Source organism: Desulforamulus aeronauticus DSM 10349 (assembly GCF_900142375.1).
GTDB classification, from domain to species: Bacteria; Bacillota; Desulfotomaculia; order Desulfotomaculales; family Desulfotomaculaceae; genus Desulfotomaculum; species Desulfotomaculum aeronauticum.
In genome coordinates, this window is the sequence record NZ_FRAR01000010.1 from 109,585 (window position 1) to 122,117 (window position 12,533).

Below are 12,533 nucleotides of genomic sequence, written 5' to 3' on the forward strand. Positions count from 1 at the left end.
GCCAAATCTTTAGATGCCGGTGGAAGCTTAGTTTGCCCTTATGCATGTGGGAAAGTTTTATACTTTCCGATAGCCAAGATAACACGTATCCTTAGCCCCTGGACAGTACACGTTCAATGGCTTGTAGGATACGATCCTGTTGGAAGGGCTTGACAATAAAATCCTTGGCCCCAGCCTGAATCGCTTCCATTACCATCGACTGCTGCCCCATGGCACTGCACATAACAATATTTGCATTAGGGTCTACCCCACGGATAGCCTTTACACCCTGAATACCGTCCATTTCCGGCATGGTAATATCCATGGTTACCAGATCGGGTTTTAGTTCGGTAAACATTTGCAAGGCCATAGCGCCATTTTCTGCTTCCCCAACAACCTCATAACCATTCTTACTAAGTATATTTTTAATCATCATCCGCATAAATGCCGCATCATCCACAATCAGGATACGCTTACTCATGTTTTTACAGCTCCTCCTAAGTATTAAAGTGTTAGTCCCAAAGAACCAAATAAAGTTTCCAAGGCACCCTCTTTGGTGATTAAGAAAAAGTGCCCTTTAATCTGTTGATGGTCTTCCATCAATAACGTTTCAATGGTTAAAATATGCTCCTCCACATAGCCCCCTGCCACCAGAGAGGTGCTGAGGACTGCCCCCAACATATCCGTTGCAAACATAGGCACCGTGGGTATCATATTTAAACCTGTCAAGGTTCCTATGGCACTAAGAAATGAACCGGTTAATACGTTGCCAATTTCTTTGACGACGGATTCTCCCATTTCATCCAATTCCTTGGTGGTTCCATGCTCCACCCCCAGCAAGGTATCCACCAAACTAAGGGTGCTGTTTAAATTAAATAAAAATAAGATTTGTCCGGGAACATCGCCTTCTAACCGTAAACTGACACAGCTTACCACCTCTTCTGAACCGCCAACGATTTCCATTACCTCATCCATGGCAAGAAATTTACTTTGAGGCACCGCCATATCAATTTTCTTGTTTACCATGGTAGCCAAAGCAGTCGCTGCATTACCAAGACCAATGTTGCCTATTTCCCTTAGCACATCCATATGAGTCTCTGTTAATAGCTGGTGATCAGACATATCATCCCATCCTTTCAGCCACCATTATTTCTTCCTATAAAAACATGGGGATATCTTCTCAAATCCCAATTCCGCGTAATTAAAGATGGTTTCACTGCCGCCGATAAATAAGTATCCTCCAGGATTCAGAGACTGGGCAAAACGAGAGTTTACTTTATCCTGGGCTTCCCTGGTAAAATAAATAGTTACATTCCGACAGGCAATGAGATCGTAACCTCGTGCATATTCATCAGCCAGCAGGTTGTGCTGTTTAAAGTTAACCTTCGTTTTAATTTGGTTGGTAATTTGGTACTTCCCTTGTGCCAGGATGAAATATTTTGCTAACCTGTCTTTGGTCACATTACGAATCGCATCCGCCCCATATACTCCGGTGGCTGCTGATTGCAGAATGGTTTTATCCAAATCAGTGGCATCTATCTGGTGCCTTCTGCCCGGAGCAATTTCCTCCAAAATAATGGCCAGGGAATAGGGCTCGCAGCCATTGGAACAGGCTGCACTCCAAACTTTAAGATTGCTTTTCTTCTGTAACAGTTCTGGCAATACCTTACTTTCGAGGCTTTGAAACATTTTAGTATCTCGAAAAAATTCGGATACGTTAATCGTTAGATAATCTAAAAATTCATGCCAAGCACTTCTATTGCTAACTAGGTAGTTAGTAAAGGCTTGGTAATCCGCATATTGTTTGCGAGAAAGTAAATTATCCAAACGTCTTTTGAGTTGGTTTTCTTTATAACTGTTTAAATCCAGACCAAAGGTCTGATAAATTCTTTCTTTAAAGCGATTAAAATCTGTCATTTATATCACCTTCAGTGGAGATCCAATAGTACGAATAGTAACTTGCCCATTAGCGGTATCGAAAATCATGGTTCGGCCACGATTGCCGCCTAATTCTTCGGCTAGCACGCGAATACCTATTTTCTGGAGTATTTCACGTACCATCGCCGCATTGCGCTGGCCAATATTTAAGACAAATTTTTCATCCAGGCCAGAAAACATTTGAGCTCCCCCGGCTAGTTTAGCTGTTAATCGGTGAGGATTACCGCCCTGACGTTTAATATGATCAATCATTAAAGGAATCCCGGTATCGGCAAATTTAGCAGGCTTGGTTACATTGTTAAACTGTGTACTGTCGGGAAGCATGATGTGCAACAGCCCCCCAACCTTGGCTGCAGAATCATACAAGGCTACCCCAACACAGGAACCCAAGCCTAACGTTATCAGTCGATGGGGGGAGTTTGCCACCTTATAATCAGCAATCCCGACTTGTATTTCCTCATTTACCTTTGCCAGTGCCATGTCTGCCCCCCTTTATGTTTTATTTGCGCATGTTATTGGCTCGTTCCCACATCTCGTCAACGGTTTGAATAGTTTTGGCATTAGAGGCATAGGCCCGCTGCGCCTCAATCATGCCAATCATTTCGGTAGCCAAATCCACGTTGGAAAGTTCTACATAGCCTTGACGAATAAAGCCTCTCCCCTCAGTACCGGGAGTCTCTCCTTCGGGCTCACCGCTGGCCTCTGTGGCCATATAGAGATTATCACCCTTCTTGGCTAAATTGGCCGGTGCCTGGAAGGTGTAAAGCTGGATGTTTCCCACTTCTTCCCGAGACCCCGTACTATCTGCAGGAACTCCCCAAATGGTACCATTTTCGTCCACTGCAAAGGACTTATACTCAGTAGTATCTAAAGTAATACCTTCATCTAGTTGATAGCCCTGGGAATTAACCACCAGTCCCTCATTATTTATATAGAAAGTGCTATCCCTGGTGTAATACTCCTGGTCACTGTCTCCATCGATGGGAACAACTTTAAAAAAGCCCTCCCCCTCAATGGCCAAGTCCAATTCCCGGCCGGTATGAATCAGATTTCCCTGGTCCATCATTCTGGCAATGGATACCATTCTTACCCCGCTGCCCTCTTCGGGGCGAGGATTATTGGTTGTAGGAACCCCCTCATCACCTACGGCCTGGCGAACCATTTCCGCAAAATTGACCCGACTCTTCTTAAAGGATGTTGTGTTGACGTTGGCAACGTTGTTACCAATGACATCCAGCTTTATTTGGTGAGCTCGCATACCCGAGGCACCGCTGTTCAGAGTTTTTAATAACATGAAATCACCTACTTATTTAAAAATTATTAGCAAAAGTTCTTATTTTACACGTCCCACTTGATTAATGGCTTTATCCAGCAACTGATCATTAATCTGCACCAGCCGCTGGCTGGATTCATAGACACGGAGCGCCGGAATCATATCAATCATCTCTTCCACAGGATCTACGTTGGTTCTTTCCAACCACCCTTGAACTACCTTGGTGGACATCGCCTCCTCTGCAGTTCCCTCGGGGTCGGTAAAATAATTGCCATCGGTTTTCTTTAGCAGGGTTGGGTCGGCAAATTCCACAATTTGCAGTTTATCTAACTCTTCTATGTCGGTGCCTTCACCCACCAGGATCGTGCCATCCTCTTTGATCGCTAGCTTCTTCCCGGCATCTTCAATGGTGATGGATCCCCCTTCACCCAGTACCTGGAATCCTTCACTGTTTAGCAAAGTTCCTTCGCCGTCCAGGTGAAAGGAGCCATCCCGGGTATAAAACTGTTCCCCAGCCTCATTTTCAACCACAAAGAAACCCTTGCCTTCCAGTGCAAAATCCGTAACACCGCCGGTCTCCGACAGGGGACCGGCGGTAAAATCTATGTGCACCTGCGTGACCATATTGCCCAGGATGCCCTCACCCAAAGGCTGACGCTTACCACCGGGTCCGTTGGCCTCCAAGGCCAATTGCAGAGAATCCGCGAATTTACTATCTACCACTTGATTTCTTTTATAACCTGTGGTGGATATATTGGCCAGGTTATTCGAAATAGTATTCATTTTAGCCTGTTGCACATCCAAACTGTTTGTGGCAATGTATAGGCCTCGCAGCATCTTTTTCCCTCCCAATAACCGTTATCAACACTTAATTGTTCATCATATCCTGTAAATGCTTCCGTAATTTTTTCATAGCCTGACTATGGAGTTGGCAAACTCTGGATTCCGAAACCTCCAAAACCTGGCCTATCTCCTTCAAGGTTAACTCTTCCGTATAATAAAGGGACAGGATTAGCTGATCCCTTTCTCCTAATTCTCCCACTGCTTCTGCCAACAGTCTTTTATTTTCTTTTTCTTCGATGATACTTAAGGGATCAGGACTGTTACTATCCTCAACCATCTCCAATTTGCTCACCTGGCTGCCATCGTTCCCCATTACTTCTTCATCCAAGGATTGCAAATACATCTTGTTGGCATGAAAAACCAACTGATGCAGCTCATCCAAAGAAACACCCATTTCCTTAGCCAAAACCTCATCGGAGACGGCTTCACCCCGCTCCCCTTCCAAGCGTTCCTTGGTCGTCTTTAATAACTGGTATTTTTGCCAAGCGGTTCTGGGCAGCCAATTCTGCCGGCGTACCTCATCCAACATGGCTCCCCGAATGCGATGGTAGGCATAGGAATCAAAACTGTTACCCATGGCAGGATCGTATTTCTCAAGAGCTTCCATGAGTCCAATGACACCATAGCCTTCTAAATCCTCCTGCTGAATAAAGGCAGGAAGCTTTACCGCCACACGTCCAGCCAAATGCCTTACTAAGGGCAGATGCTGCAAAATTAACATGTGCCGGGCTTCCACATCACGGGTGGTTAAATATTTTTCCCATATCTTCTCATTCGACATACTTTCCACTTCCAGTTACTGTCTGCGTTTTATTTCCACCATGCGTTCAAAAACATAGGCCATAATTAGATCTTGCTGAGCCGGTCGAATATCCAAAAACTTTAAGCTGGCATGATAAATTCTAGCTTCTTGATCCACCAGTTGGCAGCGTATTGTCTTGGCCAACAGTTGAAACTCCTGCTGTTTTTTCTTAGCTCTGATGTAAAGGGTAAAACTAAGTAAGAAAGTTGTGCCGGCTTTAACGGGTTCCTTAAGGGCTATTTTCAGTCCCCCGCCACTTAAATCCACAGTATAAGCCTTTTGAAAGGCCGGTTCTTGGTTTTTGGTCGGAGGTAGTGCAAACTGAATATCCATCATGACAGGTACTCGTGCAAATTCCCTCATTTGAATCCTGGTAATGTCCTCTTGTTTGGGGTACTTTAAAATATACATAGGCAGTTTATCCTGCTCTACTTTTCTGCCGACAGCCTCGGTAACAAAAAGGTACGTACTTGTCTTGCCCATATATTTGACACGAACCTTTTCCCCGTGTCCTAAAACCAGGGGATGATTATTGTTGAAAGGTATGGGAACGTAGATACCCTTGGTATCCAAGTCATAAACAGAACTTACAAACTGTTCTTCAGTATGAAAAGGGAGAATGATTAGCTTTTGGCCAATCTTTAGCTTATCTGTCACATTCTCAGCTCCTAGCCGAATAAACGCATTAATTTGCCAAAGAAACCTTGTATACCCCGCGGCGGCTCCTCTTCCCTAGGCAGCAGTTGGTTTACGATTCTCACAATTCCTTGGGACGCAGCAGCCGAGGGAGCCATTAAAATAAACGGTTGTTGACGTTTTACTGCCTGAACTACAGTAGTATCATGGGGAATAAACCCCAAGTTCGTTAACTGAACTTCTAAGAATTGTTTGGTTGTAGCCTCTATGGTGCGATAGGTTTGCCAAGCCTCTTTTTCATTACCTGCTCGGTTTATTACCACCATCATTTGATGATGAACATTATATTTCGACAAAACCTTAATTAGACCGTAAGCATCTGTCATGGAGGTAGGTTCTGGGGTAATAACCACCAGTACTTCCTCAGCGGCAGCCACAAAACCTAACACCGTTTTGGAAATACCCGCTCCGGTATCGACCAGTACAAAATCGAACATGCGATCCAGTTCCTGCAGTCCTTCACTGAGTCTCTTGCCGCCTTGCGGATCCAGATTAGCCAGTTCCACAAAACCAGACCCACCAGAGATGACATAAACCCCTTGGGGGGAAATTTCCAGAACATCTTCTATTTTCTTATTGTTAAATAAAAAATCGTAGAGCGTATATTTAGGCACAATTCCTAACATTACTTCCACATTGGCCATACCTAAATCTGCATCAAAAATAGCTACCCGCTGTCCTCGTTTGGTTAGTTCTACGGCCAAATTGACTACCAGATTGCTCTTACCAACACCACCTTTGCCGCTGGTAATAGCAATCACCCTGGCACCGGATTTCGCTTTGTGTGGAATTGGTTTACCTCTTGGCTCCATCGTGGTCGGCACTCCTAAATAGTAGATTCGCTAGTTGCTTGGGATGAACCTTTACCAAATCATCAGGAATGCTTTGGCCATCTGAATAATATGCCACAGGCAAACCCGTGCGGCTCACCACATTGAGTATGGAGCCCAGTGTGTCTGTCTCATCTGTTTTTGTAAAGATATATTTATTGAAGTGAGCTATTTTAAAATCTTCAATAACGCGAAACATATCCCGATCCTTAGTACTGGCATTTAGTACTAAGAAAACATCATGTTCCCCTGGTATTGCCTCCAAAAAGCCCTTTAGTTCCAATATTTGGCCGGTATTTTTGGAGACGCGTCCTACCGTATCGATTAGGATATGATCCTTGTCTTGATGTTTTTCAATGGCCTGGTATAGTTCCGCCGGAGTCATCACTACCTCCACCGGCACATGAATGGTGTCACCATACACCTTTAATTGATCGGCAGCTCCATAGCGGTAACTATAAAGCGTAATTAAGGCCACTTGCTTTTTCTGCAACAGTTGAAACTGTGTCGCCAGTTTGGTGAGGGTCATGGTTTTACCTACCCCCGGTTGACCCACAAAGGTCATCAACTTGGCATCCTCTTCCCGTCGATAGGCGGCTTGCAACACTTCTGTAACCTTATTGATCAGGGCCAGTTCAATCATGTCATCGGAAATTTGATTCTCTATTTCTTGCAAAGCATCCGCCAACAGGGCTCTGGCCACACCCTCTTGCACATCCATAGCCAGTAACCTTGCCAACCATTGCTTGTAAACATGATTGTTTCTATCGGCGAGTTCCATTCCATTCACCTTTGTTCCCAGATCTTGTTCAGCCATTTTTAATAGCGCGTGATCCAGTAAAGGTTGAAAACTGGTTTCAGGTACTTTCGCCCTATCAAAGACAACGTTATCCTGGGCAGTAGCTTGACTGCGTACCAAATGATTGTTGTTATAGGTAACAAGCTGTGTACTTTTTTCCTGTTGCCTGCTAGGCATCGGTTCTTTGATGAATATTTCCTCGGGCGGGGGCGGCGGCGATGGAGGCAACGATTTCACAACTGGGGGTACTGGGGCATCATCCAGTACAGCGGTAACCTCGATCATTCTCTTAAACCACCCCAGTTTACCCTTGCCTTTAATTTTGTGGCTGCTAACGATAACGGCCTCGGGGCCTAAATCCTGCCTGATTATTTGGAGTGCTTCCTGCATTTCATGAACAGTATATTTTTTTATCTTCAATCAATACTCACCGTCCCTATGGCTTCCACTTCAATATTAGCTGGTATTTCGTTTAAGGAAAGCACGGCCAGGTTTGGTTGATATCTTTCAATCAGTCTTCTAAAGGGTAAACGCACCCGTGGTGAACAAATTAATACCGGATTGGCACCACGCATCGTAACATCCTCTACCACCACATTTATTTTTTCTAATAACTTCTTTACGCTTTGTGGTTCTAGAATTGGATAAGCGCCAAATTGAGTTTGCTGAATAGCCTCCTGGATATTTTGTTCTAATTTGGGGTGCAAAGTAATTACCGAAAGTTTCCCTTTATCATCCAGATAGCGTTGCGTAATTGTCCGGGCCAGACTCTGACGTACCATATCCGTCAGATAATCAGAATCTTTATTGACTCGTGCACCATCTGCCAGGGCCTCTAAAATCGTTACTAAATCCCGAATGGGCACTCGTTCCTTGAGCAGATTCTGCAGTACTTTTTGAATTTCGCCCAAAGACATCATATCTGGGATGAGTTCTTCCACCACAGCGGGACTCTTTTCTTTAACAACATCCATGAGTTCTTTTACTTCCTGCCTACCCAGCAGTTCCTGGGCATATTGCTTAAGAATTTCGGTGAGGTGGGTTACCAGCACCGTGGAACAATCCACCACAGTAAAACCATTTAACTCAACAAATTCTCGATCCTGTCCAGTTACCCACCAAGCGGGCAGGTTAAAGGTTGGCTCGGTGGTGGGAATACCGTTGAAATTCAGGTCCTGACCCATAGGATCCATGGCCAGATGATGTCCAGGCATTAATTCGCCACCAGCCACTTCGATACCTCTAATCTTAATCGAATAGGCATTATAAGATAATTGCATATTATCCCGGATGCGGATGGGTCTTACCAAAATTCCCATCTCAGCAGCACACTGTCGGCGCACCGCTGCTAACCTTTGCAGAAGATCTCCCCCCTGGGATTCATCAGTCAGGGAGATTAAGTTATACCCTATTTCAATTTCCAAAGGGTCTACCTGGAAATAGGTAAAGACATTCTCCGGTTCACGCCTCTGGGTTTGCTGCGTCTTAACTGCTTCAGCCTGTTCCTGCTCCGCCCACTGCCTTTTCTCTTCCCGGCTCAGGGTGCGGGAGCTATAGAACAGCACAGCTGCTATCGAAAGGAACAAGACGTTTGGCATAGCCGGAATACAACCAATAACTGCTAAAATAATGCCTCCCAACAGCAGCACCTTAGGAAAGGCAGAAAACTGTTTCGAGATATCACTACCAAAGGTGCCCTCGGAAGTGGCTCTGGTTACCAGAATACCGGCAGCTGTGGAAATAAGCAGCGCGGGAATTTGAGCCACCAACCCGTCGCCGATCGTTAATATGGTAAATCTCCTGAGGGCCTCAGCCATCGGCATACCCATTTGGACAACACCAATAACAAAGCCACCCAAGATATTAATTAACAAAATAACAATGCCTGCAATGGCATCACCGCGCACAAACTTACTGGCACCATCCATGGAACCAAAAAAGTCGGCTTCTCTCTGCAGCCGTTCCCGTTTAGCTCTGGCCTCGTCTTCGGTGATTAAGCCGGAATTAAGGTCTGCATCAATACTCATTTGTTTACCGGGCATGGCATCCAGGGTAAAACGTGCCCCTACCTCGGCCACCCGGCCGGAACCATTGGTAATAACCACGAATTGGATAATGGTAATAATGATAAAAACGACTGCACCCACCACATAATTGCCGCCGACCACAAACTGGCCAAAGGCTTCAATTACCTTACCCGCTGCCCCTTCTCCCAGGATTAAGCGGGTGGAAGATATATTCAAAGCTAACCTAAATAAGGTAGTTACCAATAATAGAGAAGGAAAAATAGAAAATTGCAAGGGTTCTGTAGTAAACATGGTAATCAGCATGATAACCATACCCAGAGACATGCTCAGGATTAAAAAGAAATCCAATAACCCCGGCGGGAGTGGAATAATGATGAGCAGCACAATGCCAATAACCAGACCGGCAATGATTAAATCAGTATACTGTTTTAAATTTGCTGCCAGAGATGTCTGTGCCGCCACTTAATGTAACCTCCAACTAATCCCCATTGTATTTATATTTTTTGATTTTTTAAACGGAAAACCATCGCCAAAATTTCCGCCACAGCTTTGTACATTTCTATGGGAATACCCTGACCTATCTCTACATTCGCATAAAGAAAGCGAGCCACTTCCACATTTTCGATCACCGGCACATCATGCTGCCCGGCAATTTCCCGAATTTGCTTAGCCAGTTGGTCCGCACCCTTGGCCACTACCAGTGGTGCATCCATATCTTGCTCATATTTTAAGGCCACCGCATAATGGGTGGGGTTTGTTACCACCACCGTGGCTTGGGGTACTTCCTTCCGTACCAGATTGGACAACAGTTGGCGCTGCTGGCGCTTCAGCCAACCCTTAATCTGCGGATCGCCCTCACTCTGCTTAAATTCGTCTTTTACTTCCTGTTTGGACATCTTCATTTGTTTCTTAAAGGCATAGCGCTGGTACAGTAAATCCAACAGCGCAATACCCAGATATACGGTAGCACCCCAGAGCAGAACCTTGATCGCCACTGCTAACACTTGACTAAGCAAGGTTTGGGGCGGCGAATGGAAAATAGCCAGCAGGTTTGCCATTTCTCCCTTGACCGCTGTATAAATTACCCAGCCAGTAATGATAATCTTCATTAGCGACTTGACCAATTCAAAAAGGGCCCGGCTGCCGAACATATTCTTTAATCCATTGAGAGGATTTAGCTTGTCAAACTTCGGTTTAATAGCCTCTGGTGAGAACATAAAACCAACTTGAGCTAGGTTAACGCCCAGAGCCACCACCATTAAAAGAATCAGCAGGGGGATAAATATAGCAAATACATGAATGGCGAAATCTATCATTAGCTGAACAAAATAATATTCTTGATTTCGCTGACTGAGGTAACTATTAAAATAGGTAAAATAATACTTCTGAACTTGAACAATTAAGCCATCTTTAGTAAACAACAGGTATAAACCGGCTATTAGCAGCAGGATAGCCCCGTTAAGATCCGTACTTTTTGCTACTTGACCTTTCTTGCGGGCTTCCTGCAAACGCCTGGGCGTCGCCTGTTCGGTTTTGTCCTGAGAATCACCTGCCATCAAGCCAACCCCTTCAATAAGAGTAGTAGATCTCGTTGCAGGGTATCAAAGATATATTTAAATACGGAGGTTAAGGCTGGCAACAAGATGGCCAGCGTAGAAACCCCCACCGCTATTTTCAAAGGAAAGCCAAGTTGAAATATATTCATTTGCGGAGCCGTTTTACCAACGAGACCCATCGATAAATCGGTAATCACCAGTATGGCCACCACCGGGGCACAAATCTGTACTGCCAGCGTAAAGGTATCCGCAAAAATACGGATTATCAGTAAGGTTACTTCACCGCTAATACCCGCGGCAGTCAAGGGAACCAGTTGATAGCTTTTGACCATAGCCTGAATCAGCGCATGGTGCCCGTCTATATTCATAAATAAGACCAGTGTCATCATGTAGAGAAATCGTGAAACTAGGGTATTTATACTGCCACTTAGTGGATCCATGACAGAAGCCATGGCAAAACCAATTTGGAAATCTAATAAGGTACCCGCTATCCTGACAACACTAAAGACTAAGGTACAGACAAAACCTAAAGCTAAACCAACCCCCACTTCACTAAACACCGCCAAGCCAAATCCCCACACGCCACCAGGAAACTCCAAGCTGGGCGGCTGCACCAAAGGAGTTACCAAAACTGCCAGGGTAAAGGCAAGGCCTGCTTTAACCAGTGGAGGAATGCCCGCTAGGCTAAACAAAGGGCAGGCAACAATAAATGAGGCCATCCGAATCAATACCAAGAAAAAAACAATGATTAATTCTATATTTAGCACTGCCCGGCACCCCTAGCCAATAATATTGGGTATCTGCTCATAGAGCTTGGTTGTAAACTGGATCGCTATATTGAGAAGCCAGCCCGCAGCCACCACCAAAGTAACAAACACCGCCACCATCTTGGGCACAAAGGATAAGGTTTGCTCCTGGATCTGGGTGGTTGCCTGTAGAATACCAACAATTAGTCCCACTAACATGGCCATCCCGAGGGTGGGAAGTGACAAAATCACTACCATCATCAAAGCTTCCCGGGCCAAGTGTAATACGTAAGTCTGTGTCACAGCAAAGCCCCCCTACCTAAAGCTTTCTACCAACGATTTTACCACCAAATACCAGCCATCCACCATGACAAACAGTAACAGCTTAAAGGGCAGTGCCACCATCACTGGCGGCAGCATAAACATCCCCATGGACATCAAAGTACTGGCTACCACCATATCAATAACCAGAAAGGGTACAAAGATAATAAAACCGATTTGAAAGGCGGTTTTTAACTCACTAATAATAAAGGCTGGTACCATAACAGACAGGGGAACGTCATTGATGTTGTTGGGTTTGTCCATTTTGGCTATGTTGAGAAACAACCCTAAATCTTTCTCCCTGGTTTGCCGGGACATAAATTGTCGTAAAGGCTCCACAGCCTTATCGGTGGCTTGCTCATAGGTTAACTGGTTGACCAAATAGGGCTGAATGGCATTTTTGTTAATATCCTGATAGGTCGGCATCATGATAAAGATGGTCAGAAACAAGGCCAAACCAATTAAGACTTGGTTAGGAGGGGTTTGTTGGGTACCTAAGGCATTCCGTAAGAAGGATAGCACCACAACAATGCGGGTAAAGGAAGTTAACATCAATAAAAATGCCGGTACGAAAGAAAGTAAGGTTAGAAAGATTAACAGTTTTACACTATCAACCACTTGCTGCGGCCCATTGGCAGTTTCCACATTTAAATTGATGCTTGGTATCGGAATCAGGGGTTCCGCAGAAACCCCTGATGGCAGTAGAAATAGGCACAGTGCCAT

Annotated in this window: 15 protein-coding genes; all 15 read right to left on the minus strand. The window is 44.9% G+C overall.

Features of this window, described 5'->3' with window-relative positions; genetic code table 11:
* Nucleotides 1–91 precede the first annotated feature (91 nt).
* From BUA78_RS06735 to fliP, 15 genes are read right to left on the minus strand one after another with little or no spacing between them, the layout of a single operon-like run.
* Nucleotides 92–460 (minus strand): response regulator, encoded by a 369-nt coding sequence (locus BUA78_RS06735; RefSeq protein ID WP_072912329.1) that lies wholly within the window; start codon nt 458–460, stop codon nt 92–94.
* A 23-nt stretch (nt 461–483) separates the two neighbouring features.
* Nucleotides 484–1,101, minus strand: coding sequence for a chemotaxis protein CheC (locus BUA78_RS06740; protein WP_072912330.1), 618 nt, complete (start codon nt 1,099–1,101; stop codon nt 484–486).
* Nucleotides 1,102–1,125: 24 nt separating this feature from the next.
* Complete coding sequence (locus tag BUA78_RS06745) at nt 1,126–1,896, minus strand: CheR family methyltransferase (RefSeq protein ID WP_072912332.1); 771 nt, start codon at nt 1,894–1,896, stop codon at nt 1,126–1,128.
* Complete coding sequence (locus BUA78_RS06750) at nt 1,897–2,397, minus strand: chemotaxis protein CheD (RefSeq protein ID WP_072912334.1); 501 nt, start codon at nt 2,395–2,397, stop codon at nt 1,897–1,899.
* Nucleotides 2,398–2,416: 19 nt separating this feature from the next.
* Complete coding sequence (locus BUA78_RS06755; RefSeq protein WP_072912336.1) at nt 2,417–3,211, minus strand: flagellar hook-basal body protein; 795 nt, start codon at nt 3,209–3,211, stop codon at nt 2,417–2,419.
* Between the two features lie 39 nt (nt 3,212–3,250).
* On the minus strand, nt 3,251–4,027 hold the full coding sequence (flgF, locus tag BUA78_RS06760; protein WP_072912338.1) for a flagellar basal-body rod protein FlgF: 777 nt from the start codon (nt 4,025–4,027) through the stop codon (nt 3,251–3,253).
* A gap of 31 nt (nt 4,028–4,058) precedes the next feature.
* Nucleotides 4,059–4,814: a sigma-70 family RNA polymerase sigma factor gene (locus BUA78_RS06765; RefSeq protein WP_072912339.1), complete on the minus strand. Its 756-nt coding sequence runs from the start codon at nt 4,812–4,814 to the stop codon at nt 4,059–4,061.
* 15 nt (nt 4,815–4,829) lie between these two features.
* Nucleotides 4,830–5,492, minus strand: coding sequence for a flagellar brake protein (locus tag BUA78_RS06770; RefSeq protein ID WP_072912341.1), 663 nt, complete (start codon nt 5,490–5,492; stop codon nt 4,830–4,832).
* An 11-nt stretch (nt 5,493–5,503) separates the two neighbouring features.
* A complete protein-coding gene (locus BUA78_RS06775) occupies nt 5,504–6,343 on the minus strand; it encodes a MinD/ParA family protein (protein ID WP_072912343.1) in 840 nt (279 codons plus the stop codon).
* A complete protein-coding gene (gene flhF, locus BUA78_RS06780) occupies nt 6,327–7,580 on the minus strand; it encodes a flagellar biosynthesis GTPase FlhF (RefSeq protein WP_072912346.1) in 1,254 nt (417 codons plus the stop codon). Before flhF ends, BUA78_RS06775 begins: the two co-directional genes overlap by 17 nt.
* Nucleotides 7,577–9,649, minus strand: coding sequence for a flagellar biosynthesis protein FlhA (gene flhA, locus BUA78_RS06785; RefSeq protein WP_072912349.1), 2,073 nt, complete (start codon nt 9,647–9,649; stop codon nt 7,577–7,579). Before flhA ends, flhF begins: the two co-directional genes overlap by 4 nt.
* Nucleotides 9,650–9,681: 32 nt before the next feature.
* Nucleotides 9,682–10,743, minus strand: coding sequence for a flagellar biosynthesis protein FlhB (gene flhB / locus BUA78_RS06790; protein ID WP_072912352.1), 1,062 nt, complete (start codon nt 10,741–10,743; stop codon nt 9,682–9,684).
* Nucleotides 10,743–11,510: a flagellar biosynthetic protein FliR gene (gene fliR / locus BUA78_RS06795; protein ID WP_072912355.1), complete on the minus strand. Its 768-nt coding sequence runs from the start codon at nt 11,508–11,510 to the stop codon at nt 10,743–10,745. Before fliR ends, flhB begins: the two co-directional genes overlap by 1 nt.
* 12 nt (nt 11,511–11,522) lie before the next feature.
* A complete protein-coding gene (gene fliQ / locus BUA78_RS06800; RefSeq protein ID WP_072912357.1) occupies nt 11,523–11,792 on the minus strand; it encodes a flagellar biosynthesis protein FliQ in 270 nt (89 codons plus the stop codon).
* Nucleotides 11,793–11,804: 12 nt separating this feature from the next.
* Nucleotides 11,805–12,533 carry a flagellar type III secretion system pore protein FliP gene (gene fliP, locus BUA78_RS06805; protein WP_072912483.1) on the minus strand — a complete coding sequence of 243 codons (729 nt, stop codon included), beginning with the start codon at nt 12,531–12,533 and terminating at the stop codon, nt 11,805–11,807.

What these genes read in the sequence shown, in the direction of transcription:
- BUA78_RS06735 (WP_072912329.1), bottom strand. Translation starts at nt 460, where the DNA reads ATGAGTAAGCGTATCCTGATTGTGGATGATGCGGCATTTATGCGGATG.
- BUA78_RS06740 (WP_072912330.1), bottom strand. Translation starts at nt 1,101, where the DNA reads ATGTCTGATCACCAGCTATTAACAGAGACTCATATGGATGTGCTAAGG.
- BUA78_RS06745 (WP_072912332.1), bottom strand. Translation starts at nt 1,896, where the DNA reads ATGACAGATTTTAATCGCTTTAAAGAAAGAATTTATCAGACCTTTGGT.
- BUA78_RS06750 (WP_072912334.1), bottom strand. Translation starts at nt 2,397, where the DNA reads ATGGCACTGGCAAAGGTAAATGAGGAAATACAAGTCGGGATTGCTGAT.
- BUA78_RS06755 (WP_072912336.1), bottom strand. Translation starts at nt 3,211, where the DNA reads ATGTTATTAAAAACTCTGAACAGCGGTGCCTCGGGTATGCGAGCTCAC.
- flgF (WP_072912338.1), bottom strand. Translation starts at nt 4,027, where the DNA reads ATGCTGCGAGGCCTATACATTGCCACAAACAGTTTGGATGTGCAACAG.
- BUA78_RS06765 (WP_072912339.1), bottom strand. Translation starts at nt 4,814, where the DNA reads ATGTCGAATGAGAAGATATGGGAAAAATATTTAACCACCCGTGATGTG.
- BUA78_RS06775 (WP_072912343.1), bottom strand. Translation starts at nt 6,343, where the DNA reads ATGGAGCCAAGAGGTAAACCAATTCCACACAAAGCGAAATCCGGTGCC.
- flhB (WP_072912352.1), bottom strand. Translation starts at nt 10,743, where the DNA reads ATGGCAGGTGATTCTCAGGACAAAACCGAACAGGCGACGCCCAGGCGT.
- fliP (WP_072912483.1), bottom strand. Translation starts at nt 12,533, where the DNA reads ATGGCACTGTGCCTATTTCTACTGCCATCAGGGGTTTCTGCGGAACCC.